This is a genomic window from Caulobacter sp. CCH9-E1 (assembly GCF_001556515.1).
Taxonomy (GTDB): Bacteria; Pseudomonadota; Alphaproteobacteria; order Caulobacterales; family Caulobacteraceae; genus Caulobacter.
Map to the genome: position 1 here is coordinate 19,491 of NZ_LSJA01000052.1, position 23,665 is coordinate 43,155.

Below are 23,665 nucleotides of genomic sequence, written 5' to 3' on the forward strand. Positions count from 1 at the left end.
GGGCGGTTGACACCTTCTTCGCCAAGCGCTCCAAGGCGGGCATGGCTGCGCTCGATCCGATCACGCCCGCCGCCCCGCCTGCTGGTGGGGGAACCTGGCGGTTTCCCGCCAACGAGCCCCTGTGGCTCGACTCCGGCGCCGTGCTGGAAGGGCTGGAGATCGGCTACCAGACCTATGGTCAGCTGAATGCGGACAAGTCCAACGCCATCCTGATCTGCCACGCCCTGACCGGCGACCAGTTCGTGGCCTCGCCGCACCCGACGACGGGCAAGCCCGGCTGGTGGCTGCGGATGATCGGGCCCGGCAAGCCGCTGGACCCGAACAAGCACTTCATCATCTGCTCGAACGTGATCGGCGGCTGCATGGGCTCGACCGGCCCCGCCTCGATCAATCCGGCCACCGGCAAGGCCTACGGCCTGACGTTCCCCGTCATCACCATCGCCGACATGGTGCGCGCCCAGGCCATGCTGGTGAAGGCGCTGGGCGTCGAGACCCTGTTCGCCGTGATCGGCGGATCGATGGGCGGCATGCAGGCCCAGCAGTGGGCGGTCGACTATCCCGAGCGGGTGTTCAGCGTCGTGGTCCTGGCCTCGGCCTCGCGCCACTCGGCCCAGAACATCGCCTTCCACGAGGTGGGACGCCAGGCGATCATGGCCGACCCGGACTGGCGCGGCGGCGCCTATGCCGAGCACGGCGTCCAGCCCAGCAAGGGCCTGGCCGTCGCGCGGATGGCCGCGCACATCACCTATCTGTCGGAACCGGCCCTGCAGCGGAAGTTCGGCCGCGAGCTGAAGCGCGACGGCCTGTCCTGGGGCTTCGACGCCGACTTCCAGGTCGAGAGCTACCTGCGCCACCAGGGCGCCAGCTTCGTCGATCGCTTCGACGCCAACAGCTATCTCTACATCACGCGGGCCACCGACTATTTCGACATCGCCGCCGCCCATGGCGGGGTGCTGGCCAAGGCTTTCACGGCTGCGCGGAACGTGCGATTCTGCGTGCTGAGCTTCACCAGCGACTGGCTGTACCCCACGGCCGAGAGCCGCCACCTGGTGCGCGCCCTGACCGCCGCCGGCGCCAAGGCCGCCTTCGTCGAGATCGAGAGCGACAAGGGCCACGACGCCTTCCTGCTGGACGAGCCGGTGATGGACGCGGCCCTGGCCGGCTTCATCAGTTCGGCCGAACGCGATCGGGGGCTGGCGTGACGATCATCCGCGAGGACTTCCGCGAGATCCTGCGCCTGGTGCGCCCCGGCTCGCGCGTGCTGGACGTCGGCTGCGGCGAAGGCGCGCTGCTGGACCTCCTGGCGCATGAAAAGCAGATCGACGGCCGTGGCCTGGAGCTCAGCGCCAGCGGCGTCGCCGCCTGCATGGCGCGCGGCCTGGCGGTGGTGCAGGGCGACGCCGATCAGGACCTCGACCACTTCCCCGACCGCTCGTTCGACTACGCGGTTCTGTCCCAGACGCTTCAGGCGACGCGCAATCCGCGCCATGTCCTCAACGAGCTGCTGCGCATCGCCGAGCGGGCCATCGTCTCGTTCCCCAACTTCGGCCACTGGCGCGTGCGCTGGTCGCTGCTGAGCCGCGGGCGGATGCCCGAGACCAAGGCCCTGCCCCTGCCCTGGTGGTCGACGCCGAACATCCACCTCTGCACCCTCGCCGACTTCATGGTCCTGACCGAGGACCTGAACCTGCGGGTCGACGCCTGCGCCGCCTTCGCCGGCAAGGGCGCGGCGCGGCCGATCGACCCGACCAAGGCGATCGAGAATTGGCGCTCGGAAAGCTGCCTCTTCATGCTCAGCCGCAATGGCGGACCCGCGATCCGGGAACCTTCGCCGGGTTCGGGCGATCTTTTCGGCGGATGAAGACGCTCCGTCTGATGACCTACAACGTCCACCGCTGCGTGGGCGCCGACCGCAAGCTCGACGTGGAGCGTGTGGCCGAGGTGATCGCCGCCGAGAAACCCGACGTCGTGGCCCTGCAGGAGCTGGATGTGCGGCGCGCTCGCACGCGCGGCGTCGACCAGGCCCATCGCCTGGCTGAACTGCTGAAGATGAGCTTCCACTTCCACCCGGCCATGGCCGTGGAGGAGGAGCTCTATGGCGACGCCATCCTGACCGCCCTGCCCGAGCGCCGCATCAAGGCCAAGGGCCTGCCGCTCTATCGCCGCGTGCCGGGGCTGGAGCCGCGCGGCGCGCTGTGGGTCGAGGTCGAGGTCGGCGGAACCAAGGTGCAAATCATCAACACCCACCTGGGCCTGGTGCCCCAGGAGCAGAAGCGCCAGGCCGCCGCCCTGCTGGGTCCCGACTGGATGGGCGACGACGCCTGGGTCGCGCCGGGGGTGGTGCTGGGCGACTTCAACGCCACGCCCTATTCGGCGACCTATCGGATGCTGCGCACGGCCCTGCGCGACGCCCAGGCGCCGTCGCCCGCCTGGCCGCGCCCGGCGACCGCGACCTTCCCGTCCAGCTTCCCGTTCATGCGCATCGACCACGTCTTCCTGACGAAAGGCTTGGAGACGCGCGGCGTGCGCTCGCCCTATGACGCCCGCGCGCGGATGGCCTCGGACCACCTGCCGCTGGTGGTCGAGCTTGAGATCACGGCTGCAGACGCTCCGGCGGCGCCGGCGGCGGAGCGGTAAGCCGCGCCAGATCCCGCTTCAGGCGCGCGCGACGTCCCCACGGCCGCCAGGCGTCGTCGGGCGCCACGGCGTCGCCCAGGCTCCAGTCGGCGATGAACTTCTGGATGCGCCCCAGCTTACGGACCGGCGCCGGCCTTAAGCGACGCGGCGGGCCGCCGTGGACGTCCAGCGCGTTGATCGCCGCCGCCAGACCGCCTTCCCGCTCCATCGCCTTCAGCACGTCGTTCGCCGAGCGGTCGATGAAGTGGCCGACCAGCCGTCCCAGAAACGCCCTAACGGTCTGGCGCTCGAGATCGGTGCGCGCCTCGAAGGCCAGGTCGCACTCGCTGTCGAGGCCGATGGAGCGGTTGTTGAGATTGGCCGAGCCGATCCGCAGCAGCCGGTCGTCGATGATCGTCACCTTGGAGTGGACGATGATCGGCCCGCCATTGGGCGTATGGGCCGAGAAGGCCGAGAAGCGCTTGTGGATGTCGACCTCGCGCAGGCGGTTGATCGCCGCGATCCGGGCGCTGTCCATGGTCATCTGGTCGAAATAGCTGGGGCTGCGCGCCGGGCCGACCGTGACGACCTCTGGACCGTCCGACTCGAACAGGCGCTCGGCCAGCGCTTCGACGATGATCGGCGAGGTCAGGTACTGGTTCTCCAGATAGATCAGCCGTCGCGCGCTTCGGATCGCCGCCAGGTGCAGCAGCAGGCACTCGGTGATCTCCGGACGGCCCCGCCATTCGGCCGAGGTGCGGGCCACCGCGACGGGCAAGCGCCTCAGATCGGGCCTCAAGTAGTCGGGCCAGGGGGTGACCTCGGGCCGCGCCGGGCGCTCGATCGCGTCCCCGCCCGAAGCGCGCCAGCGATCGATGAACAGGTCGGCCACCGCCTCGGCGGCGCGGCCGTCGACCAGCATCGAGACTTCGTGGCGCGGCGGATAGTGGCGGCCGGTCGGCAGCCGACGCAGCGGATTGTTGTCCAGGTGGCGACAGTCGTCCCAGCGATCCACGCCGATGTCGCCGCCGCTGACCAGGGCGGTGACGCCGTCGATGATCACCGCCTTCTGGTGGTGGCAGGCGCTGGCCGGTAGGGTGGCGTCCAGCCGATACTTCACCCGCGAGCCGGCGAAGAAGGCCGCCCCGCGATGCGGCCCGAACAGCTGCGAGGCCGCGATCGGAAACGGCATGTCCCAGGTCAGCACCCGCACGTCCAGCGCCGGGTTCAGCGCCGCCTGCCGGCGCAGGATCAAGCCGATGCGGTCGGCCTGGATCGGGTCGCGGCTCTTGCGCACGCGGTCGGGATCAAGGCGCGTCAGCGGATCGAACACCCAGGCCAGGATCCAGATCGACTTCCTGGCCGACAATAGAAGCGGCTTGAGCGCGTCGAACGTCTCGTCGTTGTCGATCATCAAGGCCACCCGGTCGGCGGCCTCGACGCGCCAGCAGGTCTGGCCCGGCTCAAAAACGGAAGAAACAGAATCCATGTCGCCCTGAACGCCGTGAACCTGGACAACGCGCGGAGCCTAGCTATGGCTCCGCTTCAAGGCGAGGTCGTGTCGAAAGACGCTCGGACGTTATCCCGCGATGGCGGCCGCGTCACGTTCGCCGGTGCGGATGCGCAGGGCCTGCTCCAGGTCCATCACGAAGACCTTGCCGTCACCGATCTTGCCGGTGTTGGCGGTGCGCTGCAGGGCCTCGATCACGGGCTCGAGCACGTCGGTCGGCACGGCGATCTCCAGCTTCACCTTGGGCAGCAGCTTCACTTCGTATTCTGCGCCGCGATAGACCTCGGTCTTGCCCTTCTGCCGGCCATAGCCGCGCACCTCGGTCACCGTCAGGCCGGACGCCCCCGCCTCGGTGACCGCTTCGAGCACCGCGTCCAGGCGGCTCGGCTTAATCACGGCGACGATCATCTTCATGGCGGGCTCCAACGAGCGAACAGGGGATTGCGACTCCAAGCTAGGCGTCCGAAGGCCCGGCTCCAAGCCCGTTCGCGCTCAAGGCTTGCTCGGCGCCTTATGAACGGGCGCCGGGCGCCCCTTGCCGTGACGCACCGGGGCCGGGCCGGCGGGACTGGGCAGCAGCACGCCCGGGGCGAACACGCGCGCCGGCGCCTTTCGCCCCTGGGGCTTCACGGCGAAGGTCTGCTTGATCGCCTCCATCAGGATCACGCCGGCGAAGCGCGGCCACAGGCGCGCCCCCACCTGCTCGAAGCCCTCGGCCCAGCCCGACATGGCGGCGAACGGCGGCACATAGAGCGCCCGCGTCCAGCCGGCGGGCTCGAGCCCCGCCTCGCGGATCAGGCTCTCCAGCTGGCTGCGGCTGTAGGGACGCCCGTGGCCGAAGGGCGTGCCCTCGGCCCCAGCCCAAACGCCGTCGCGCGACGAGACCGCGACGATCAGGCGGCCGGTCGGCGCCATGACCCGGCCGATCTCGGCCAGCAGGGCGGCGGGGTCGTCGGCCTCTTCCAGCGCATGGACGGCCAGCACGCGGTCGAACAGGGCGTTCGGCAAGGGCAGCGCCGTCTCTTCGACGAGACAGGCCTGGTTGCGGCCGCCGTGGGGCCAGACCTCGACCCCCTGCTGAGCCGGCATGACGGCGACGACGCGGCGGGCGTTGGCGCGGGCGGCGTCGAGGAACGGCGTGGCGTAGCCGAGGCCCAGCACGTCCAGGCCCCGGGTGTCGCCCCAGGCTTCCTCGACCTTTCGCGTCAGCATGGTCCGGGCGGCACGCCCCAGCGGGGCGGCGTAGAAGGCCCTGAGATCGAGCACGTCGCGGCGCATTGAGTCTCCCGAGCTTGGAGGTCACCCTTGTATTCGCGCCCGCGTCGTGGCGATAGAGCTAGCGCCATGCCGATCACCGTCCATCAGTTCCCCTGCCTGTCCGACAACTACGGCTTTCTCGTTCGCGACGAGGCCAGCGGCCAGGTCGCGACGATCGACACGCCCGACGCCGAGGCGATCCTGGCGAAGCTGGGCGCGCTGGGCTGGACGCTGGACCTGATCCTCAACACCCACTGGCACCCGGACCACGCCGGCGGCAACGCGACGCTGAAGGCGGCGACGGGCGCGACGATCGCGGGTCCCGAGGAGGTGACGCGGATCGCGCCGCTGGATCGCGCGCTCCGGGACGGCGATACGATCATGCTGGGCGAGACCCGCTTCGACGTGCTGGACACCGGCGGCCACACCCTGGGCCATATCAGCTATCACGACGCGGCCGACGGGATCGCCTTCGTCGGCGACACCCTGTTCGCCCTGGGCTGCGGCCGCCTGTTCGAGGGCACGGCCGAGCAGATGTGGGCCTCGCTGTCGCGGCTGGCCGCCCTGCCCGGCCAGACCACCGTTTATTGCGCGCACGAATACACCGCTTCGAACGCACGCTTCGCGCTGTCGGTCGACGACGGCCCGGCCTTGAGGGCGCGGGTCGACGCCGTGTTCGCCGCTCGCGAGCGCGGCGAGCCGACCGTGCCCACCACCATCGCCGCCGAGAAGGCGACCAATCCATTCCTGCGCGCGCCATTGCTGCGTCCCGACGCGGCCACGGCCGCCGAGGCCTTCGCCGAGATCCGCGCCGCCAAGGATAGCTTCAAGGGATGAGCAGCAGCGTGATCGAGTCAAATCGCACCATAGGGGCCCTCGCCGGCGACCTGGGCGCCAAGGAAATCATCCGGATGCTGGACCTCCAGCCGCATCCGGAGGGCGGCTGGTACCGCCAGACCTTCCAGGACGAGCCGGGCCCGGACGGCCGGGCGAAGTCGACCTGCATCTACTTCCTGCTCGAGGCCGACCAAGTCTCAGTCTGGCACCGGGTCGATGCGGTCGAGACCTGGCACTGGTACGCGGGCGCGCCGATCTCGATCAGCCTGTCGCCGCCCGACGGCAAGGGCGCCACCGCCTATGTGCTGGGGCCGGACCTGCGCGCGGGCTGCCGCCCCCAGGTGGTCGTGCCGACGTCGTGGTGGCAGACCGCCGTCAGCCTGGGCGCCTGGACCCTGGTCGGCTGCACCGTCGCGCCGGGCTTCCGGTTTGAAGGCTTCGAAATGGCCGCGCCGGACTGGACGCCTTCCCGCGCCTAGTCCTGGGCGACCACCGCGACCTTTCGCCGCAGCACTTCTGCCTAATACTCAAACTGGGCAACTTGGTCGCATGGCTTTGACATTGTAGGCATGCAATCCTTTTCAATTCAGCCCAAAGGCTGATTGCAGGGGGAGCTTCTCTACAAATGTCCGAAGAGTTCGCGAACGTTCGCGCCGTCCATCGCTATGCGACCGATTACATGTTGCGGTGGGTTGAGATCGCGAATGAAGTCCACCACGCGGACATTCTGTATAGCCTTGTCTTCACGACACTTTGGGCTGGGAACACCTCGCACTTGCGCGGCTCGGTCTATTCCGAACTCGAGGACGTGCCGCCAGATCATGAGCGTCGCCCGCTGACGGTGCGTCAGGTCGCGGATTCGCTCGGCCTCCCCTACGAGACCGTCCGCCGCCGGTTCGTCGAGATGCTGGACCGCGGCGTCGCCAAGCGCGTCGGGCGAGAAGGCTTCATCGTTCCGCAGGAAGTGTTCGCCAAGCCCGAGTTCATGCACAGCCTGCGCCGTTCGCACCAGAGCCTGATGCGCTTTCTGAAAGAGCTGAAGTCGGTCGGCGTGGACGCCAGCTAGCTCTACTCCAAAAGTTCAGAGCATTTTTCGATCCGATAACCGTTTCACACTTATCGGAAAATGCTCTAGCCGCCTCAGGCGCTCTCGCGGACCACCAGCTCCACCGGCGAGATCGTCGAGGGAGAGGCGACCCCCTCCATGCGGCGGAACAGCAGATCGACCATGATCCGCGCGCCCGCCTCCAGGTCCTGACGGATCGTGGTGAGCGGCGGCGCGCTGTGCTGAGCCAGCAGAATATCGTCGAACCCGACCACCGCCACGTCCCTGGGCACGCTCTTGCCCGCCCGCTGCAGCGTCGTCAGCGCGGCCAGGGCCAGGACGTCGGAGAATGCGAACACGGCGTCGAATTCGACACCCGAGGCCAGCAGGCTCTCCATGGCGTTTTGAGCGTCGCCGCGGGTGTAGTGCGACCGGATCACCAGGGCCGGATCGAAGGCGACGCCCGCTTCCTCAAGACCCTTCCGGTACCCCTCGAACCTCTGCGCCGCCTCGGGCGCGTCGATCTCGCCCAGGAAAGCGATCCGGCGCCGCCCTCGCGCGATCAGATGCGACACGGCCAGGCGCCCGCCTTCATGATTGTCGCTGCCCACCAGGCAATAGCGGTGATCTGGAATGGGCACGCCCCAGACGACCATCGGACGATAGGTGTCGGCGACGCTATTGAGCGCTTCATGCTGGGTGCTCTGGCCGATGATCAGAAGGCCGTCGGCGCGGTGGGACTGGATGATCCTATCCAGCCAGCCCGGCTCGGTGGTGATCACCTTGTTCAAGAGCACCAGGTAGTCGCGGCGCGTGATCTCATCGGCGAGGCGGCCGACCATCTCCAGAAAGAACGGATCGGAGATCATCTGCCCGGCTTCGTGGGCCAGGGGGATGATGACGCCGATGGTGTCGGTCTTGCGCAGGCGCAGGCTGCGGGCCGACTGGTTGACGACATAGCCGTGGGTCTGGGCGATCTCGACGATCTGATCCCGCAGGGTTTTCGGGATCAGCGGATTGCCGGCCAAGGCCCGCGACACCGTCGAGATCGATACGCCCGCCATGCGTGCGATATCGGCCATCTTCAGGCGGCCACGCTCGGGAGCCAGAACGAGATCGGGGCTATCCATGACGACCAGGCAGACCTTGCAGACGAGAAACGCCCGCGCGAACGCCGCCGCCGGCCAGGCGGGACGCGCACACGGACATGCATTTCAGAACGCTGGTATCGGCCGAGAGTAAACACGACCTAAGGCTTTATGGTTACGCCGTCACGATCTTAGGTCCTAGCGGTCCATCACCTTGATGATGCGCTTGGACGAGGGGCGGCCCGCCAGGCCTTGGCCGGGGGCGTAGGTGACGATCAGCGAGCCGTCCTTCAGCTGCGCGCCAGGCTTTCGGCCTTCGGTCAGCAGCACGCGCCCGATCTTCGAGAGCAGCGATCTGTCGCCCTTGCGCGCCGCCTGTTCGAACGCTTCGGCCGTCACGATGGCGGAGTCGGCGATCAGGACGGAGGTCTCGGGCCGGGCGTCTTCCAGCGTGGCGAACTCGACCTGGCGCTGGGCGGCCCGGCTGGCGCGATTGGCCGCGATCACCAGGCGCTGGAACAGGGCGGCGATCGACAGGACCGCCGGCGGCTGGATCGAGGTCGCGCGTCCCGACAACGCCACCGCGGCGCCCATGGGCGCGTCGTCGGTAAACAGGATCACGCCGCCCAACTTGGTGACCCGAAGGACCGGCTCGCCCAAGTCGTTGCGATAGATGACGTCGCCGCGCGAGGCGGGCTGGGGCGACAGCACCCAGACCTCGGTGCTGTTGTCGAACTTGATCAGGGGCTGCCGGGCGGCCTTGTCGAAGACGAAGGTCCCGCCCGTTTCGGAGACATAGCGCGCGACCGGCGGGGCCGCCACGCGCCGGGCCTCGGCCGCGCCCTTGTGGCCCAGCAGGGCGTCCCGCAGCGAATGCGGCAACTGCTGAGCGTCGGCCGCCCCCGCCATGAGCATCAGAGCGAGGATCGCCAGGGCCGCTTTCGCCCCGCTCACGCCCAACTCCGCCTTACAGAATTTCATGCGATCCGTACTGCCCGCCGACTGGGGCGAATCTTGGACGGCAAAGCGTCGTTCCCCCGAAGACGGGCGCATGAGGCCAAAACGCCACAGCAGCCGTCAAGCCCGAGTTCGGGGGATGCGGTCCATACGGAGCGGCCGATCAGGCCATGTACTGACCGCCGTTGAGGGTGAGCGTGGCGCCGGTCACGAAACCGGCCCGCTCGCCGGCCAGGAACGAGACCATGTCCGCGATCTCCTCACCCCGGCCCAGGCGGCCGACGGGGATGCCGGCGATGATGCCGGCCAGCACGTTCTCGGGCACCGCAGCCACCATCTCGGTGTCGATATAGCCGGGGCAGATCACGTTGACCGTGACGCCCTTCTTGGCGTTCTCGAGCGCCAGGGCCTTGGTGAAGCCGATCAGGCCGGCCTTGGCCGCCGAATAGTTGGTCTGGCCCATCTGGCCCTTCTGGCCGTTGATCGAGCTGATGTTGATGATCCGGCCCCAGCTGCGGTCGCGCATGCCCTCGATCACCGGGCGGGTCATGTTGAAGGCCGAGTCCATGTTGACCCGGATCACTTCCGACCACTGGTCGTAGGTCATCTTGTGCAGCATGCCGTCGCGGGTGATGCCGGCGTTGTTGACCAGGATGTCGATCGGCCCAAGCTCGGCCTCGACCTTCTTCACGGCGGCCTGGCAGTCGTCGAACGAGCCGACATTGCCCTTCACCACCATCACGCCCAGGTCCTTGGCGCAGGCCTCGGCCGCGGCCTCGTTGCCGGAATAGCCGGCCGCCACCTTGTGGCCGTCGGCGATCAACCGCTCGCAGATCGCCCGGCCGATACCGCGGGTCCCCCCCGTCACGAACGCAACTCTCGTCATTTCTCTCTCCCGATTATTGTTCTTGGTTCTTCGTCACCACGCGCCCGGCTCCAACGCCGAGCGCGCGTCCCCGGTGACTTTTAGGCGGTCAGACCGCCTCGACGCACATGGCCACGCCCATGCCGCCGCCGATGCACAGCGTGGCGAGGCCCTTCTGGGCGCCCGAACGCTTCATTTCGTGCAGCAGGGTGGTCAGCACCCGCGCGCCCGACGCGCCGATCGGGTGGCCGATGGCGATGGCGCCGCCATTGACATTGACCTTGGCCGGGTCGAGGCCCAGCTCGCGGACCACGCACAGCGACTGGGCGGCGAAGGCTTCATTGCTTTCGACCAGATCCAGGTCGGCCACCGTCCAGCCAGCCTTTTCCAGAGCCTTCTTGCTGGCGGGGATCGGCCCCGTGCCCATGATCTCGGGCTCGACGCCGGCGTTGGCCCAGGACGCGATGCGCGCCAGGGGCTTCAGGCCGCGCGCCTTGGCTTCATCGGCGCTCATCAGAACCAGGGCCGCGGCGCCGTCATTGAGGCCCGAGGCGTTGGCGGCGGTGACCGAGCCGTCCTTGGTGAAGGCCGGCTTGAGGCCCGAGATGCTCTCCAGCGTCACGCCGTGGCGGATGTATTCGTCCTTGTCGACGACCGTATCGCCCTTGCGGCCCTTGATCGTGACCGGCGCGATCTCGTCATCGAACTTGCCGGCCTTCTGGGCGGCCTCGGCCTTGTTCTGGCTCGCGACCGCGAAGGCGTCCTGGTCGGCGCGGGTGATCTGCCAGCGCGAGGCGATGTTCTCGGCCGTTTGGCCCATGTGGTAGCCGTGGAAGGCGTCCCACAGACCGTCCTTGATCATCGTGTCGACGAACGACAGGTCGCCCATCTTCTGGCCGCCGCGCAGGTTCTGGGCGTGCGGCGCCTGGCTCATGCTTTCCTGGCCGCCGGCCACGACGACCTTGGCGTCGCCCGCGGCGATCTGCTGGGCCGCCAGCGCCACGGCGCGCAGGCCCGAACCGCACAGCTGGTTCAGGCTCCAGGCGGGGCTCTCGACCGGGACGCCGGCCTTCACCGACGCCTGGCGCGCCGGCCCTTGGCCCGCGCCCGCCTGCAGCACCTGGCCCAGGATCACCTCGTCGACGTCATTCGGCTGCAAGCCGGCGCGCGAGATGGCGGCCTCGATGGCGACCTTCCCCAGTTCCGACGCGGGCAGGCTGGACAGCGCCCCGTTGAATGAGCCGACCGGCGTGCGGGCGGCGGAAACGATGACGACGTCGCTCATGCGATAGCTCCCGTAACGATCCGAAGCGGCGCCTTCGCGATCGCGGCGCCGTTGTTTTTGCAGTGCAGCACCACCTTGCACATCCCTGACGCCTTCGTCATCAGCACATTTTCATGGCTTGATGACGGCTCCAAGTCATCAGACCACTGGCGCCATGCCTTTGCATTCGCGATAGTGCGATGCGAAAAGCGGACGTAACCGCTGTCTAGGGAACGAAATGTCCGAGAACCCTGAAAAAGGCGAAACGGCCGCCGGGACCGAAAAAACGGCCGGCCAGCGCGTGATCATCAAGAAATACGCCAACCGTCGCCTCTACAACACAGCGTCTTCCTCTTACGTCACCCTCGAGCACCTGGCCGAGATGGTGAAGGAAGGCGTCGACTTCGTGGTCTATGACGCCAAGACGAACGACGACATCACCCGCTCGGTGCTGACCCAGATCATCTTCGAGGAAGAGAACCGCGGCGGCGGCCAGAACCTGCTGCCCATCCAGTTCCTCCGTCAGCTGATCGGCTTCTACGGCAACTCCATGCAGGCCTTCCTGCCCTCGTACCTGGAGATGTCGCTGGAGAGCTTCACCAAGCAGCAGGAGCGCCTGCGCGGCCAGCTGGCCAACATGGCGCCGGGCAAGATGCCGGGCATGGGCGTCTATGAAGAGCAGATCCGCCAGAACATGGCGCTGTTCGACCGCGCCATGAAGATGTTCTCGCCGTTCGCCTATGTCCGTCCCGAGGACGCGCCCGCCCCGACGCCCGAGCCGGCGCCGGCCGCGCAGCCCGCCGCGCCGACCGACGACTCGCTGGCCGACCTCAAGCGTCAGCTGGCGGCGATGCAGGAACAGATCGCCAAGCTGGCCACCAAGTCTTAACCACGCCTGGCGAGACCTTCTTAACCGTCCTCTCTCTACCGTCCCTTGCATGAACGGCCCGATCGACCCCATTCGACGCCTTGGCCTCACGCGACGCGCCCTGCCCGCGCCGCGCGACGCCAGCCGTCATGAGGACGCCGAAGAGACCGTTCTTTCGGCCGAGGACGAGGACGAACAGCCCGCCGCCCCTCCGCCGCGCCGCGAAGGCTTCGCCGCCTTCGCCGCCCACCTGATGGGCCAAGTCGGTCAGAAGCGCGGCCTGCGCGGTGGGCAGGAAGTGCTCAACGCGGCCAGATCGACCTATCTCGGCACGGAATATTCCGGTCCCGCCGATCGCCGTCCCAAGGCCGGCCTGATCAAGAAGACCAACATCTAGCGCTTCAACGCGGCCAGTTCGGCTTCCAGGGCGGCGACCCGCGCTTCCAGCGCCGCGATCCGCTGCGCGTCGCTGACCGGCGGCGGCCGCACGCCCGCGCGGGACGCCGCCTCGGCCGCCGGAACGCCTAGAAGCTCCGCGAAAACAGAGACTTCTCGCATCGACAGCTCGCGCTGATCCTTGAACGCCAGGGCCAGCTCGGCCTCGCTCATGCCCGCCGCGGCGGCCAGGACGGCGCGATCCAAGCCCCGCTCGGCCAGGCGCGCGTCATACCAGGCCTGGTCGAAGAACAGGGCCATCAGCGACTGCCTTGGCGTGAAACTTGCTTAACCGCTGGGGAATTCAACGTCGCGAGCCCGTCATGCTGTCCCTCGCCATCCGCATCTTCGACGTCACGATCGTGGCCCTGATCTTCACGGCCCTGACCTAATCTATCCCGACCTCCCCAGCGAATGCCGGGGCCCAGATTCATCCTGAGCGGTTTGGAATGACCCGCCAACACGCCATGAGAGCCGGTTAGGCTCTTGTCTCGATCTTGACCCCGGCATTCGCCGGGGAGATCGGATATGGGGTTAAGCGCTCTCCAGCAGCATCATCGTGCCTTGGCCGCCGTCGGCGCAGATGCTGACGATGGCCCGCTCGCCCTTCGGACGCGAGGCCAACTCCTTCACCGCCTGACTGATGATCCGCGCGCCCGTGGCCCCGAATGGGTGGCCCAGGGCGAGGCTGCCGCCATTGGGGTTCATCCGCTCACGCGGGAAGGCGCCCATCGGCGCGGTCACCCCGGCCTTTTCGCTCAGGAACTTGGCGCTCTCCCAGGCGGCGATGTGCGACAGCACCTGGGCGGCGAAGGCCTCGTGAATTTCCCACAGACCGATGTCGGCATAGGTCAGGCCGTTGCGCGCCAGCATGCGCGGCACGCCGTAGGCCGGCGCCATCAAGAGTCCCTCGTGACGCAGGTCGATCGAGGTGACCTCGTAGTCGATCAGCCGCACCTTGGGCGTCTCTCCGGGCAGGCGCGCCATGCCCGCCGCCGAGCCCACCCAGACCGCGGCCGCCCCGTCGGTCAGGGGCGAGGAGTTGCCGGCCGTCAGCGTGCCCTTGCCGCTGGTCCTGTCGAAGGCGGGGCCAAGCTTGGCCAGCTTCTCCAGCGAGGTGTCCTTGCGCGGGATGCTGTCGCGCCGGGCCTCGCCCACGGGGATGACCAGATCGTCGAAGAAGCCGTTCTCCCAGCCGCGCACGGCGCCCTGATGGCTGGCCAGGGCGATGGCGTCCTGATCGGCGCGGGACAGGTTCCATTCCTTGGCGGTGATCTCGGTGTGCTCGCCCATGGAGAGGCCGGTGACGCGGTTGACCACCTTGGGGATGAAGAGGCGCACGTCCTTCAGGTTCAGCGCGCCCAGCGCCGCCAGCCGCTGCTGGCCGGTCTTGGCGTTCTGGAACTTGCGGATCCAGTCGGAGAGGGCGACGGACAAGCCGAGCTGCACCCGGCTCATGCTCTCGACGCCGCCGACCAGGGCGAGATCGCGGCCGCGTCCGTCGACCATGCCGGCGGCCTCGATCGCGGCGATCATGCTGGTCGAGCACGCCATGACCGTCGAGAAGACCGGGATGGTCGGGTCGCCGCCGGCGTCCAGCAGCACCTCGCGCGCCAGGTTGCTCCAGGTCAGGTTCGGGATGACCGTACCCCAGACCGCGAAGTCGGGCTTGGCCTTGGCCAGCATCGCCTTGACCACCGGGACCGACAGACTGATCGCGTCATGACCGGCCAGGGCGCCGTCGACCTTGGCGAAGGGGCTGCGAACGCCCGAGGCGAGCCAGACGCCAGCGGCGGAAGAGGAGGAGACGGCGGCCATGGCGAAAGCTCCGAAGCGACGGAATGTCCTCGCCTATATGGGATCGCTGCCCGCCGCTTGTCGAATTTCGTCGTCCCGACGACTTCAACCTTTGCACGCGCGCGCTGGGCGGCTTAATCGGCGATCATGAGCACCGAACAAGACCTCGACGCCCAAAGCCTGGACGCCAAGAAGGCCCGCGCCCGGGCATGGTTCGAAAGCCTGCGCGACCAGATCTGCGCCGAGTTCGAGCGCCTGGAGGACGAGGCCCCGGCGGACCTCTATCCCGGCGCGCCCGGCCGCTTCGAGAAGAAACCTTGGACCCGCGAAGCCGGCGGCGGCGGCGTCATGGGCATGATGCATGGCCGCCTGTTCGAGAAGGTCGGCGTCCACGTCTCGACCGTGCACGGGACCTTCACGCCCGAGATGGCCAAGAACATGCCGGGCGCCGACCAGGATCCGCGCTTCTTCGCCACCGGCATCAGCCTGATCGCGCACATGACCAACCCGCGCGTGCCGGCCGTGCACATGAACACCCGCTTCATCGCCACGACCAAGAGCTGGTTCGGCGGCGGCGGCGACCTGACGCCGCTGCTGGGCTACCAGCGCCAACAGGACTTCCCGGACGCCATCGACTTCCACGCCGCCTACCAGCGCGCCTGCGACAAGTACGATCCGGCCTGGCATGCGAAGTACAAGGCCTGGTGCGACGAGTACTTCTTCCTGCCGCACCGGAACGAGCCGCGCGGCGTCGGCGGCATCTTCTACGACCACCACGACAGCGGCGACTGGGAGCGCGACTTCGCCTTCACCCAGGACGTCGGCCGCGCCTTCCTCGAGATCTATCCGACGCTGGTGCGTCGCCGGATGGGAGAGAGCTGGACGCCGGAAGAACGCGAACAGCAGCTGGTCCAGCGCGGCCGCTATGTCGAGTTCAACCTGCTCTATGACCGCGGCACGACGTTCGGCCTCAAGACCGGCGGCAATGTCGAGTCGATCCTCAGCTCCATGCCGCCGGCGGTGAAATGGCCCTGATCAGGGCCTGGAAGCCGCCTGCGCCAGGAAGCGGTTGATCCACTCGGCCATCCGGGCGCGGTCGTTCGCCTGGCTCAGGCTGGCGATCGCCGCGTCGGCCTGTTCCTCGGAAAAGCGCGTCCCGCGGCGAGCCTCGATCAGGGCCTTGGCGTAGGCCGGATCGAACTCCGGGTGGAACTGCATCGAGATCGCCCTGGCCTCGTCGTAGGACAGGATGCCGTAGGGCGTGAAGGCGCTGCCGCCCAGAACGCGGGCGCCCATCGGAAGCTCGACGACCTGGTCCTGATGCGAGGCGGGCACGGCCACCGCATTGGCGCCGTCCATCCACGGGGCGGGATCGACCACGTCATAGGCGTGCAGGCCGACGCCCCAACCCTTGTCGGACTTCACGACCTTGCCGCCGAAAGCCTCGGCCATGATCTGGTGGCCAAAGCAGACGCCGACCAGCGGCGTCCCGCCCTTGGCCTGGCGCAGAAACGTCTTGAGGGGCTCGATCCACGGCAGCGGGTCATAGACGCCGGCCGCCGAGCCGGTGATCACATAGGCGTCGTTCTCGGCCGGGTCCGTGGGCAGCTCGCCGCGCTGGACGTCGTAGGCGCGGTAGATGTGGCTAGACCCCAGCAGCGCCTGGAACATCGCGCCATAGCCGCCATAGGCTTGCAGCAGATCGCCCGGCGGTTCGCCGGTCTCGAGCAGCCCGATCTTCAAGCGCGTCTCCGTCATCTGGCTCAATAGACCATGCCCTGGGCGACGGCCTTCAGGCGTTCGATGACGCTGAACTTGTCCTCGATGAAGTCCTGGTCGATCCACCAGAGCTCGACCTCGCGCATCACCTTGCCGACCATCGGCCCCTTGGGCACGCCGGCCTTCAGGATTTCCTCGCCGGACAGCGGCAGGGCGGGCGGCGTCCAGGTCTCGGCCAGGGCCAGCAGCGCGCGCCACTGCGGCGCGGTCGAGGCGCGCTCCGAGGCGGCCCAGGCGAGCTTGACCTGGTCGCGGAAGGCGCGCGGGCCGATCGCGTAGATCGCCCGGCGAGCCTCGCGCGGGCTCATCCACGAGACGATCCTCGGACCGTCGGTCTTGGCCTCGACGATGCGATCGCGGTCGGCGTTGGACAGGCGCAGGCGCTCGGCCAACGCCTTGGCCTCCCCGTCGTCGGGCGTCATGGCGGCGAAGCGCAGCAGGGCGTCGGTCTCGAACAACTGCTCGGTCTCGATGGCGACCAGGGCGTCGAAGCGGGCTAGCGACTGCACCGTCGGCAGGATCGCGGCCAGGATACCGGTGGCGGCCATCAGGCGGAAGGCGGGGCGCGGATCATCGGCGGCCAGCGTCTTCAGCAGCTCCTTCTGAATGCGCTCGGCCGTGCCGCCCAGCAGCATGTCCTTCAGCGCCGCGCAGGCGGCCAGGGCCTCGGCGTCCGGCTCGCCCCGGCCGTACCAGGCCTGGAAGCGGAAGAAGCGCAGGATGCGCAGATAGTCCTCGCGGATGCGGGTCATCGGATCGCCGACGAAGACCACCCGTCCCGCCCGCGCATCTTCGATACCCTGACCGACCGGATCGTAGACCCTCCCCTCGGCGTCCGCGTAGAGGGCGTTGAACCGGAAGTCGCGGCGCTCGGCGTCCTCGGCCCAGTCCAGGGTGAAGGCGACCACCGCCCGGCGGCCGTCGGTGGCGACGTCGCGGCGCAGGGTCGTGACCTCATAGGGCCGACCGCCGGACAGCGCCGTGACCGTGCCGTGCTCGACGCCGGTTGGTACGGCGCGCAGCCCGGCCTGCTCGATCGCCTCGATGATCTGGTCCGGCGTCAGGGTGGTGGCGATGTCGACGTCGTCGACCGGCTTGCCCATCAGGGCGTTGCGAACGCAACCGCCGACGAAGCGCGCGCAGCCAGCGCCGCCCTTGGCCTCGAGGGCGGCGATCACCGCCTGAGTCTGGGGCAGCGCCATCCAGGGGGGCACGCCGATCGATACGCCGCTCAAGCCTTGTTCTCCCTCAGCCCGTCAGCGCCTCGGGCGCGTCGTCATACAGCCGCTCATACAGCGACCGCAGCATGCCCGCCGTCGCGCCCCAGATGAAGCGGTCGTTCCACGGCATGGCGTAGAAGTGCCGCCGCTCGCCGCCGGGCGCCTCGCGGTGCTGGCGCTGGTGGTTGGCCGGATCCATCAGGAAGTCGAACGGCGTCTCGAAGACGTCCGCCACCTCTTCCGGACTAGGGACGAAGGTCGCGCGCGGGTCGATGAAGCCGACCACCGGCGTCACGTGGAAGCCGGTCACGGTCTGGTAGCCATGCAGCAGGCCCGCAAGGGTCACGCAGGCCGGGTCGAGGCCCACCTCTTCGTTGGCCTCGCGCAGGGCCGTGGTCCAGGGCGTCTCGCCAGGGTCGCAGCGGCCGCCCGGAAAGGCGATCTGGCCGGTGTGGCTGCGCAGGGTGTCCGAGCGCCGGGTCAGCAGGACGGTCAGGCCCTCCTCATGCTCGACCAGCCCGACCAGCACGGCGGCGGGACGCAGGGCGTGGGGATTATCGACCTTCAGGCCCGGATTGAGATCGAAGTCCGACCGCAGCGGATTGGCGAGGCTGGGATCGTATTGGTCGATCGGGTCGAGGCGGCTGGCGATCCAGGCGCGGCGTTCGTCTCGCGTCATGCCGGCGCTGACCCCGGAGGCGCGATCGGGAAGAAGGCGCCGTTCGACGTCACGCCCCAGACGCCGTCCTTCGGCGTCGCCAGTTCGGCCAGCTCGTAGAACACCGGCCGGGCGATCAGGGCTTCAAGGCCGCGACGCACGTGCACATAGGGCCGCGGCTCGCCGGTCGCCGGGTCGATCTCGACGCGGATGGCGTTGTCGGGACCGGCGACGACGGTATCGCCGACATTGGTCTGGAAGACGAGCGTGTCGCCCTCCTGGTCGACGCGCGTGGCGATGAACGGCGCGTCCTCGACCGTGATCTTCATCTTCTCGACGGGCGTGACCAGGTGATAGCCGTCCGGGTCGAGCCGCAGGACCGTCGAGAACAGCCGCACCAGCGCCTCGCGGCCGATGGGCGTGCCCTCGTGGAACCAGGTCCCGTCCTTGGCGATGCGGATGTCGATCTCGCCGCAATGAGGGGGATTCCACAGCCATACCGGCGGCAGGCCGCGTTCGCCGGAGGCCCCCGCGTCCTTGGCGGCCTGGGCGACGCCTTCCAGGCCAGTCTTGGCGGGCGCGTCGGTCATACCGATCAGTTAGGCCGTCCCGCCGTCCGGCTCAAGCGATCATGACGTCGCGCGTTGGCCCGGCGCGATGGCGACGGGACCCGAGAGCCCCTCGTCGCCGCCCTCGCGCAGCGGCAGCAGCAGCACCCGGCGCTGATCCACCGGCCCCGGCATGGTCACATCGGCCGTGTGGGCGTTGGTGAAGCCGATGCGGCCGAAATAGGGGCCATCGCCGACCAGCAGCACCGCGCGCCAGCCGGCCGCGCGGGCGGCCTCGCAGGCGCTCTCGACCAGGGCCTGGCCCAGGCCCGCGCTGCGCTCATCCGGATCGACGGCCAACGGGCCGAGGAAGGCCACGGCCTCGCCGCCGATCGTCACCGGCCACATCCGGCAGCAGCCCACCGGCCGCCCGTCCCGCAAGGCGACGAACGAGCAGTCGGCCAGCAGGGTGTTGCCCTCGCGCAGGCGCTCGGACGACTTGGCGAAACGGCCAGGGCCGAACACCCGGTCGATCAGGGCGGTGACGGAGGCCTCCATCGCCGGGGTCTCAAGGACCAGCGGCGGATAGGCGGGCGAAGTGTCGAGGGTCTTTGGAACGGAGGTCATCGGCCTTCGGGAAATGCGAAAGAACGTCGGGGGCTCCCGACGCGAAGGCGCGAGGGGAGAGGTTCAGATCGTGGCGCGTTCGCGCGGCATTCGTCGCAGGCGTCGCATGCCTGGCTTCCCTCGTGGTTAGGATCGCGGCTTCGCCACGCTCCAAAGGCTCCAATTGGTGCGCGCGCTGTAGGGCCAAGACTTTTCCAGGTCAACAACGTTGCGGCCTCGGAGCTTCGCCCTATGTTGCGACCCAATGTCCGATCCCGCCTCAGCCGACGCCGCCGACACGTCTACCCGCGCCTTGTTGCGGGAGCGTGACTTCCTCCTGTTCTGGGTGGCGCGGTTCAGCTCGACCCTGGGCGTGCAGATCCAGTCGGTGGCCCTGGGATGGCAGGTCTACGCGATCGCCCGCATGACCAAGTCGGTTGGCGAGTCGGCCTTCATGGTCAGCATGATCGGCCTGGCGCAGTTCCTGCCGCTGTTCCTGCTGACCTTGGTCGCCGGCGAGACGGCGGACCGCCGGACCCGCAAGCTGATCGTCGCCGCGACCCTGGCCCTGGACGCCGTCAGCGCCGGCGTCCTTCTGGTCCTGGCCCTGATGGGCTCGCACCAGCTGTGGCCGATCTTCGCGATCTCGGTGATGTTCGGGGCCAGCCGCGCGTTCCTGTCGCCGGCCAGCAGCGCCATGGGCCCGATGCTGGTGCCGCGCCCCCTGCTGCCGCGCGCCATCGCCTGGAACTCGCTGTCCTGGCAGGCCGGCTCGATCGTCGGCCCCGCCCTGGGCGGCCTGCTGCTGATCCACTCCCCGGCCCTGGCGTTCGGCGCGTCGTTCGGCCTGTACCTGACGGCCGCCTCTCTGGCCCTGCTGATCCGCAAGACCACCAAGCCCGAGCAGCAGCCTGGCTCGCGCATGGAGCTGATCAAGGAGGGCCTGTCCTACGTCTGGAACAACAAGATCGTGTTCGGCTCGATCTCGCTGGACCTGTTCGCGGTGATCCTGGGCGGGGCCACCGCCCTGCTGCCGGTGTTCGCCAAGGACGTCCTGCACATCGGTCCCGGCGGCTTTGGCCTGCTGCGCGCCTCGCCCGCGATCGGAGCCACCCTGGTCGGCCTCTATCTCGCCGCCAACCCGATCCGCCGCAACGCCGGCCTGATCATGTTCTCGGGCGTCGCCGTCTTCGGCCTGGCGACCGTGATCTTCGGCCTGTCCAAGGTGGAGTGGCTGTCGGTGGCGGCGCTCGCGGTGCTGGGCGGCGCCGACATGCTGTCGGTCTATGTCCGCCAGACCCTGGTCCAGATCGTGACGCCCGACGCCATGCGCGGCCGCGTCGCCGCCGTCTCGGGCGTGTTCATCAGCGCCTCCAACGAGCTCGGCGAGGTCGAGAGCGGCGCGGCGGCCTGGCTGCTGGGCCCGGTGGGCGCGGCGGTGTTCGGCGGCGTGGGGGCCATGGCCGTCACCGGGCTTTGGGCCTTCCTGTTCCCCGACCTGCGCAAGGCCGACCAGCTGGAATAGGCGTCACCCGCCAGCCAGCTTACGCAGCGCCTCGCCGGTGAGCCGGCGGATGATCCACTCGTCCATCGAGGCCGCGCCGAGGCTGTCGTAGAAGGCGATCGACGGCGCGTTCCAGTCGAGCACCGACCACTCCAGGCGGCCGAGGCCCTCGTCGACGCAGCGCCTGGCGAGGTTGGCCAGCAGCGCCTTGCCCGCCCCCGCGCCTCGCGCGGCGGGCCGGACGAACAGGTCCTCCAGATAGATCCCGTGGCGGCCGACGAAGGTCGAGTAGTTGTAGAACCACAGGGCGAAGCCGACCGGCTCGCCGTCCAGCTCGGCGATGTCGGCGAAGGCGCGCGGCTGGGCGCCGAACAGCGCCGCCTCGGTGTCGGCTTGCGTCGCCTCGACCGTGTCGAGCAGCTTTTCATACTCGGCCAGATCGAGGATGAATTGGTGGATCAGCGCCGCGTCGGCGGGCGTGGCGGGGCGGACACTAACGGGCATGGCGGTCTCTGCGGACTATCGGGACTTCGTTCTGGAGCAATTGGCGCCACTGGGCCAGGTCACCGCCCGCCGGATGTTCGGCGGCGTCGGGATCTACGCCAACGGCCTGTTCTTCGCCCTGATCGACGACGATGTCCTCTACCTGAAAGGCGACGATTCGCTGAAGCCGGAGTTCGAGGCCGCCGGCTGCCACGCCTTCGCCCCGTTCGGCGCCGACAAGCCGATGAGCTACTGGACCGCCCCGACGGAGGCGTTGGACGACCAAGACATCCTGCTGGACTGGGCGCGGAAGTCGCTCAAGGTGGCCGCTAAAAAACCCTCTCCCAAGGGGAGAGGGCGGGGCCCGCGCTGAAAGCGTGGGAGGGAGAGGGGTCAGACGTCGACCGGCGAAACCCCTCACCTCCCACCGCTTCGCGGCGGGTCCCTCCTCTCCCTCTGGGAGAGGGTTCAAATCAACCGATCTTGACCCCCGGCGGCGGGACGCTGTCCTCGGGCACGAAGAAGTCCGGCATCAGGGCGGCGGTCGGATCGACCTTGTAGTGATCGAAGTCGCGGACCCCCTCGCCGTACAGGAAGGTGTCGTCGATCAGGAACTGGCCCGAGAAGTCGCGCGAAGGCTTGTTGAAGATCGCATAGGCCGCGTCGGCCATGATCTCGGGCGTACGGCAATGGCGCAGCCCTTCCTCGCCGGCCAGGGCGAACTGGATGGCGGCGGTGGCGATGCCGGTGCGGGGCCAGAGAGCATTGAAGGCGATGCCGTCGCTCTTGAACTCCTCGGCCATGCCCAGCACGCACATCGACATGCCGAACTTGGCCATGGTGTAGGCCACGTGCGGCCCGAACCAGCGCGGCGACATGTCCAGCGGCGGCGACAGCATCAGGACGTGCGGGTTCTCGGCCTTCTTCAGGTACGGGATGCAGGCCTTGGTGGTCAGGAACGTGCCGCGCGTATTGATCTGGTGCATCAGGTCGTAGCGCTTCATGTCGGTCGACAGCGTGCCGGTCAGCGAGATGGCCGACGCGTTGTTCACGCAGATGTCGATCCCGCCGAACGTGGCGACGGCCTTCTCGACCGCTTCCTGGACATTGGCCTCGTCACGGACGTCGACGACCAGCGGCAAGGCCTTGCCGCCGGCGGCCTCGATCTCGGCGGCGGCGGTGTAGACGGTGCCCGGCAGCTTGGGATGCGCCTCGGCGGTCTTGGCCGCGACCACGACATTGGCGCCGTCGCGCGCGGCGCGCAGGGCGATGGCCAGGCCGATGCCGCGCGAGGCGCCGGTGACGAACAGGGTCTTGCCCTTGAGGCTCATGGCTTGTCTCCGCTTCAGGCGTCGGCGCCGGTGGTCTCGACCGAAAGCGCCCACAGCCGCTCGGCCGCCTCGGGATCGAGGGCGTGGGGCATGACGCCGACCCACGGCTGTTCCTTGCTCCACGGGACCGCCTGATTGCAATCCTCGAGATAGAGACCGCCAACGCCTTCCAGTTCGTCGCCAACCGCGGCCCAGACGCTGGTGGCCGCGCCCTGCTCGGTCGTCTTGAAGCCCTCGCGCGGTTGGTCGTTCTCGTCCAGCCAGCCGAGCGCGCGCTGTTCCTCGATCGGCAGGTGGCGTTGCAGCGGGGTCATGATGCCGCCGGGCATGACGGCGTTGGCGTTGACGCCCTTGTCCCTGAACCGCTTGTCGAAGCCGACCGCGAACAGGCTGTTGGCCGTCTTGGCCTGGCCGTAGGCCTCCCACTTGTCGTAGGGCCGGGTCAGGTAGTTCGGGTCCTCGAAGTTCACGGGCGAGCGGCGATGGCCAATCGAGGACAGCGACACCAGCCGCGAGCGATGGCCGGAGTGCTCGGCCCCGTCGACCAGGTTCGGGGCCAGCAGCACCGACAGCAGGAAGTGGCCGAAGTGGTTCGTGCCGATCTGCATCTCCAACCCGTCGACCGTGCGCGACAGCGGGCAGGCCATGACGCCGGCGTTGTTGATCAGCAGGTTCAGGCGGCGGTCGCCCCAGCGATGGGCGAAGTGGCGGACGGCTTCCAGGCTGGAGAGGTCCAGCATGCCGAAGCTGACCCGCTTCATGCCGACCTCTTCGTTGATCTGGTTGGCGACCTCCTCGCCCAGCTCCGGCTTGCGGGCGGCGATGATGACTTCCGCGCCGGCGTCTGCCAGGGCCCGCGCCGTCTCGACCCCGATGCCGGTGGCCGCGCCCGTGACGATCGCCACCTTGCCGGAAAGGTCATGGCCCGCAGCCACCTCGCGCGCCGTCGACTTGGCCCCGAAGGGCGAGGTGATCCGATCCGCCATGGCGATCCTCC

The 23,665-nt window shown here is 68.7% G+C and carries 29 protein-coding genes and 1 pseudogene; 11 read left to right on the forward strand and 19 right to left on the reverse strand.

All coding sequences use genetic code 11. The features are described from left to right. Window positions 1–41: 41 nt before the first annotated feature. Genes AX690_RS02660 through AX690_RS02670 form a run of 3 tightly spaced genes read left to right on the forward strand, consistent with a single transcriptional unit; the run spans window position 42 to window position 2,637 of the window. Window positions 42–1,202: a homoserine O-acetyltransferase gene (locus AX690_RS02660; RefSeq protein WP_066685017.1), complete on the forward strand. Its 1,161-nt coding sequence runs from the start codon at window positions 42–44 to the stop codon at window positions 1,200–1,202. After that, a complete protein-coding gene (metW, locus tag AX690_RS02665) occupies window positions 1,199–1,861 on the forward strand; it encodes a methionine biosynthesis protein MetW (protein WP_082769461.1) in 663 nt (220 codons plus the stop codon). Before AX690_RS02660 ends, metW begins: the two co-directional genes overlap by 4 nt. Next, window positions 1,858–2,637 carry an endonuclease/exonuclease/phosphatase family protein gene (locus tag AX690_RS02670; protein ID WP_066685019.1) on the forward strand — a complete coding sequence of 260 codons (780 nt, stop codon included), beginning with the start codon at window positions 1,858–1,860 and terminating at the stop codon, window positions 2,635–2,637. The genes metW and AX690_RS02670 overlap by 4 nt, the downstream gene beginning before the upstream one ends. Here the strand turns inward: AX690_RS02670 and AX690_RS02675 are convergent. From AX690_RS02675 to AX690_RS02685, 3 genes are all read right to left on the reverse strand, one after another. Continuing rightward, window positions 2,594–4,105, reverse strand: a complete 1,512-nt coding sequence (locus AX690_RS02675) for a phospholipase D-like domain-containing protein (protein WP_066685021.1) — start codon at window positions 4,103–4,105, stop codon at window positions 2,594–2,596. The two genes, AX690_RS02670 and AX690_RS02675, sit on opposite strands and share 44 nt — an antisense overlap. A gap of 90 nt (window positions 4,106–4,195) precedes the next feature. Beyond that, the gene (locus AX690_RS02680; protein ID WP_010918409.1) at window positions 4,196–4,540 is read right to left on the reverse strand and encodes a P-II family nitrogen regulator; all 345 of its coding nucleotides are present in this window, start codon (window positions 4,538–4,540) and stop codon (window positions 4,196–4,198) included. A gap of 78 nt (window positions 4,541–4,618) precedes the next feature. Continuing rightward, window positions 4,619–5,404, reverse strand: coding sequence for a class I SAM-dependent methyltransferase (locus tag AX690_RS02685; RefSeq protein ID WP_066685023.1), 786 nt, complete (start codon window positions 5,402–5,404; stop codon window positions 4,619–4,621). 66 nt (window positions 5,405–5,470) lie between these two features. Between AX690_RS02685 and gloB the strand changes: the two genes are divergently transcribed. From gloB to AX690_RS02700, 3 genes are all read left to right on the forward strand, one after another. Then, window positions 5,471–6,220 (forward strand): hydroxyacylglutathione hydrolase, encoded by a 750-nt coding sequence (gene gloB, locus AX690_RS02690; RefSeq protein ID WP_066685025.1) that lies wholly within the window; start codon window positions 5,471–5,473, stop codon window positions 6,218–6,220. Next, window positions 6,217–6,699, forward strand: a complete 483-nt coding sequence (locus AX690_RS02695) for a cupin domain-containing protein (protein ID WP_066685028.1) — start codon at window positions 6,217–6,219, stop codon at window positions 6,697–6,699. The genes gloB and AX690_RS02695 overlap by 4 nt, the downstream gene beginning before the upstream one ends. 146 nt (window positions 6,700–6,845) lie before the next feature. Next, the gene (locus AX690_RS02700) at window positions 6,846–7,286 is read left to right on the forward strand and encodes a hypothetical protein (protein WP_066685031.1); all 441 of its coding nucleotides are present in this window, start codon (window positions 6,846–6,848) and stop codon (window positions 7,284–7,286) included. Window positions 7,287–7,360: 74 nt separating this feature from the next. On the opposite strand, the gene AX690_RS02705 is transcribed toward AX690_RS02700, so the two are convergent. The 5 genes and pseudogenes from AX690_RS02705 to AX690_RS02720 all read right to left on the reverse strand — a co-directional run bounded on the left by AX690_RS02705 (window position 7,361) and on the right by AX690_RS02720 (window position 11,460). Then, entirely contained in the window at window positions 7,361–8,251 is an 891-nt protein-coding gene (locus AX690_RS02705; protein ID WP_255357048.1) for a LacI family DNA-binding transcriptional regulator, read from the reverse strand. Beyond that, window positions 8,225–8,395: pseudogene (locus tag AX690_RS23535) on the reverse strand (LacI family DNA-binding transcriptional regulator); the annotation flags it as partial. The gene AX690_RS02705 and the pseudogene AX690_RS23535, both read right to left, overlap by 27 nt. Window positions 8,396–8,551: 156 nt before the next feature. Then, window positions 8,552–9,334: a DUF4908 domain-containing protein gene (locus AX690_RS02710; RefSeq protein WP_066685037.1), complete on the reverse strand. Its 783-nt coding sequence runs from the start codon at window positions 9,332–9,334 to the stop codon at window positions 8,552–8,554. A gap of 139 nt (window positions 9,335–9,473) precedes the next feature. Beyond that, window positions 9,474–10,196, reverse strand: coding sequence for a beta-ketoacyl-ACP reductase (locus tag AX690_RS02715; RefSeq protein WP_066685038.1), 723 nt, complete (start codon window positions 10,194–10,196; stop codon window positions 9,474–9,476). Between the two features lie 88 nt (window positions 10,197–10,284). Next, entirely contained in the window at window positions 10,285–11,460 is a 1,176-nt protein-coding gene (locus tag AX690_RS02720) for an acetyl-CoA C-acetyltransferase (RefSeq protein ID WP_066685040.1), read from the reverse strand. A 217-nt stretch (window positions 11,461–11,677) separates the two neighbouring features. Here AX690_RS02720 and phaR point away from each other — a divergent pair, with 217 nt between their 5' ends. Further along, window positions 11,678–12,328, forward strand: coding sequence for a polyhydroxyalkanoate synthesis repressor PhaR (phaR, locus tag AX690_RS02725; RefSeq protein WP_066685042.1), 651 nt, complete (start codon window positions 11,678–11,680; stop codon window positions 12,326–12,328). 49 nt (window positions 12,329–12,377) lie between these two features. Continuing rightward, window positions 12,378–12,704, forward strand: coding sequence for a hypothetical protein (locus tag AX690_RS02730; RefSeq protein ID WP_066685045.1), 327 nt, complete (start codon window positions 12,378–12,380; stop codon window positions 12,702–12,704). On the opposite strand, the gene AX690_RS02735 is transcribed toward AX690_RS02730, so the two are convergent. Both AX690_RS02735 and AX690_RS02740 read right to left on the reverse strand, forming a co-directional pair. Further along, on the reverse strand, window positions 12,701–13,003 hold the full coding sequence (locus AX690_RS02735; protein ID WP_066685047.1) for a helix-turn-helix domain-containing protein: 303 nt from the start codon (window positions 13,001–13,003) through the stop codon (window positions 12,701–12,703). The genes AX690_RS02730 and AX690_RS02735 overlap by 4 nt on opposite strands. Before the next feature lie 273 nt (window positions 13,004–13,276). Next, window positions 13,277–14,560, reverse strand: a complete 1,284-nt coding sequence (locus AX690_RS02740) for an acetyl-CoA C-acyltransferase (protein ID WP_066685050.1) — start codon at window positions 14,558–14,560, stop codon at window positions 13,277–13,279. 126 nt (window positions 14,561–14,686) lie between these two features. Between AX690_RS02740 and hemF the strand changes: the two genes are divergently transcribed. Beyond that, a complete protein-coding gene (hemF, locus tag AX690_RS02745; RefSeq protein WP_066685052.1) occupies window positions 14,687–15,574 on the forward strand; it encodes an oxygen-dependent coproporphyrinogen oxidase in 888 nt (295 codons plus the stop codon). On the opposite strand, the gene AX690_RS02750 is transcribed toward hemF, so the two are convergent. From AX690_RS02750 to AX690_RS23175, 6 genes are all read right to left on the reverse strand, one after another. Continuing rightward, on the reverse strand, window positions 15,575–16,282 hold the full coding sequence (locus AX690_RS02750) for a type 1 glutamine amidotransferase (RefSeq protein WP_156449541.1): 708 nt from the start codon (window positions 16,280–16,282) through the stop codon (window positions 15,575–15,577). It lies immediately after the preceding gene. A 20-nt stretch (window positions 16,283–16,302) separates the two neighbouring features. Then, on the reverse strand, window positions 16,303–17,520 hold the full coding sequence (locus AX690_RS02755; protein WP_066730236.1) for a CCA tRNA nucleotidyltransferase: 1,218 nt from the start codon (window positions 17,518–17,520) through the stop codon (window positions 16,303–16,305). Between the two features lie 46 nt (window positions 17,521–17,566). Continuing rightward, complete coding sequence (locus AX690_RS02760; protein WP_066680548.1) at window positions 17,567–18,217, reverse strand: CoA pyrophosphatase; 651 nt, start codon at window positions 18,215–18,217, stop codon at window positions 17,567–17,569. Next, complete coding sequence (locus AX690_RS02765) at window positions 18,214–18,786, reverse strand: DUF1285 domain-containing protein (RefSeq protein ID WP_066680550.1); 573 nt, start codon at window positions 18,784–18,786, stop codon at window positions 18,214–18,216. Before AX690_RS02765 ends, AX690_RS02760 begins: the two co-directional genes overlap by 4 nt. 39 nt (window positions 18,787–18,825) lie before the next feature. Continuing rightward, on the reverse strand, window positions 18,826–19,371 hold the full coding sequence (locus AX690_RS02770; protein ID WP_066680552.1) for a GNAT family N-acetyltransferase: 546 nt from the start codon (window positions 19,369–19,371) through the stop codon (window positions 18,826–18,828). Between the two features lie 63 nt (window positions 19,372–19,434). Then, the gene (locus tag AX690_RS23175) at window positions 19,435–19,479 is read right to left on the reverse strand and encodes a hypothetical protein (RefSeq protein ID WP_197056745.1); all 45 of its coding nucleotides are present in this window, start codon (window positions 19,477–19,479) and stop codon (window positions 19,435–19,437) included. Between the two features lie 136 nt (window positions 19,480–19,615). On the opposite strand from AX690_RS23175, the gene AX690_RS02775 reads away from it, so the two are divergent. Next, entirely contained in the window at window positions 19,616–20,875 is a 1,260-nt protein-coding gene (locus tag AX690_RS02775) for an MFS transporter (protein WP_066680554.1), read from the forward strand. Window positions 20,876–20,878: 3 nt separating this feature from the next. On the opposite strand, the gene AX690_RS02780 is transcribed toward AX690_RS02775, so the two are convergent. Beyond that, window positions 20,879–21,358, reverse strand: coding sequence for a GNAT family N-acetyltransferase (locus AX690_RS02780; RefSeq protein WP_066680556.1), 480 nt, complete (start codon window positions 21,356–21,358; stop codon window positions 20,879–20,881). Between AX690_RS02780 and AX690_RS02785 the strand changes: the two genes are divergently transcribed. After that, window positions 21,300–21,710, forward strand: a complete 411-nt coding sequence (locus AX690_RS02785) for a TfoX/Sxy family protein (RefSeq protein ID WP_197426765.1) — start codon at window positions 21,300–21,302, stop codon at window positions 21,708–21,710. The genes AX690_RS02780 and AX690_RS02785 overlap by 59 nt on opposite strands. 100 nt (window positions 21,711–21,810) lie before the next feature. Here AX690_RS02785 and AX690_RS02790 read toward each other — a convergent pair whose 3' ends face one another. Both AX690_RS02790 and AX690_RS02795 read right to left on the reverse strand, forming a co-directional pair. Then, window positions 21,811–22,668, reverse strand: coding sequence for an NAD(P)-dependent oxidoreductase (locus AX690_RS02790; protein ID WP_066680557.1), 858 nt, complete (start codon window positions 22,666–22,668; stop codon window positions 21,811–21,813). A gap of 14 nt (window positions 22,669–22,682) precedes the next feature. Next, window positions 22,683–23,654, reverse strand: a complete 972-nt coding sequence (locus tag AX690_RS02795; protein ID WP_066680558.1) for an SDR family NAD(P)-dependent oxidoreductase — start codon at window positions 23,652–23,654, stop codon at window positions 22,683–22,685. Between the last annotated feature and the right edge of the window lie 11 nt (window positions 23,655–23,665).

Coding starts and splice junctions, on each gene's coding strand:
- AX690_RS02765 (WP_066680550.1), bottom strand. CDS start 18,786: ATGACCGACGCGCCCGCCAAGACTGGCCTGGAAGGCGTCGCCCAGGCC.
- AX690_RS02670 (WP_066685019.1), top strand. CDS start 1,858: ATGAAGACGCTCCGTCTGATGACCTACAACGTCCACCGCTGCGTGGGC.
- gloB (WP_066685025.1), top strand. CDS start 5,471: ATGCCGATCACCGTCCATCAGTTCCCCTGCCTGTCCGACAACTACGGC.
- AX690_RS02775 (WP_066680554.1), top strand. CDS start 19,616: ATGTCCGATCCCGCCTCAGCCGACGCCGCCGACACGTCTACCCGCGCC.
- AX690_RS02710 (WP_066685037.1), bottom strand. CDS start 9,334: ATGAAATTCTGTAAGGCGGAGTTGGGCGTGAGCGGGGCGAAAGCGGCC.
- AX690_RS02790 (WP_066680557.1), bottom strand. CDS start 22,668: ATGAGCCTCAAGGGCAAGACCCTGTTCGTCACCGGCGCCTCGCGCGGC.
- AX690_RS02785 (WP_197426765.1), top strand. CDS start 21,300: ATGAATTGGTGGATCAGCGCCGCGTCGGCGGGCGTGGCGGGGCGGACA.
- AX690_RS02770 (WP_066680552.1), bottom strand. CDS start 19,371: ATGACCTCCGTTCCAAAGACCCTCGACACTTCGCCCGCCTATCCGCCG.
- AX690_RS02735 (WP_066685047.1), bottom strand. CDS start 13,003: ATGGCCCTGTTCTTCGACCAGGCCTGGTATGACGCGCGCCTGGCCGAG.
- AX690_RS02675 (WP_066685021.1), bottom strand. CDS start 4,105: ATGGATTCTGTTTCTTCCGTTTTTGAGCCGGGCCAGACCTGCTGGCGC.
- AX690_RS02660 (WP_066685017.1), top strand. CDS start 42: ATGGCTGCGCTCGATCCGATCACGCCCGCCGCCCCGCCTGCTGGTGGG.
- hemF (WP_066685052.1), top strand. CDS start 14,687: ATGAGCACCGAACAAGACCTCGACGCCCAAAGCCTGGACGCCAAGAAG.
- AX690_RS02685 (WP_066685023.1), bottom strand. CDS start 5,404: ATGCGCCGCGACGTGCTCGATCTCAGGGCCTTCTACGCCGCCCCGCTG.
- AX690_RS02720 (WP_066685040.1), bottom strand. CDS start 11,460: ATGAGCGACGTCGTCATCGTTTCCGCCGCCCGCACGCCGGTCGGCTCA.
- AX690_RS02730 (WP_066685045.1), top strand. CDS start 12,378: ATGAACGGCCCGATCGACCCCATTCGACGCCTTGGCCTCACGCGACGC.
- AX690_RS02715 (WP_066685038.1), bottom strand. CDS start 10,196: ATGACGAGAGTTGCGTTCGTGACGGGGGGGACCCGCGGTATCGGCCGG.
- AX690_RS02700 (WP_066685031.1), top strand. CDS start 6,846: ATGTCCGAAGAGTTCGCGAACGTTCGCGCCGTCCATCGCTATGCGACC.
- AX690_RS02680 (WP_010918409.1), bottom strand. CDS start 4,540: ATGAAGATGATCGTCGCCGTGATTAAGCCGAGCCGCCTGGACGCGGTG.
- phaR (WP_066685042.1), top strand. CDS start 11,678: ATGTCCGAGAACCCTGAAAAAGGCGAAACGGCCGCCGGGACCGAAAAA.
- AX690_RS02740 (WP_066685050.1), bottom strand. CDS start 14,560: ATGGCCGCCGTCTCCTCCTCTTCCGCCGCTGGCGTCTGGCTCGCCTCG.
- AX690_RS02755 (WP_066730236.1), bottom strand. CDS start 17,520: ATGGCGCTGCCCCAGACTCAGGCGGTGATCGCCGCCCTCGAGGCCAAG.
- AX690_RS02795 (WP_066680558.1), bottom strand. CDS start 23,654: ATGGCGGATCGGATCACCTCGCCCTTCGGGGCCAAGTCGACGGCGCGC.
- AX690_RS02760 (WP_066680548.1), bottom strand. CDS start 18,217: ATGACGCGAGACGAACGCCGCGCCTGGATCGCCAGCCGCCTCGACCCG.
- AX690_RS02695 (WP_066685028.1), top strand. CDS start 6,217: ATGAGCAGCAGCGTGATCGAGTCAAATCGCACCATAGGGGCCCTCGCC.
- AX690_RS02780 (WP_066680556.1), bottom strand. CDS start 21,358: ATGCCCGTTAGTGTCCGCCCCGCCACGCCCGCCGACGCGGCGCTGATC.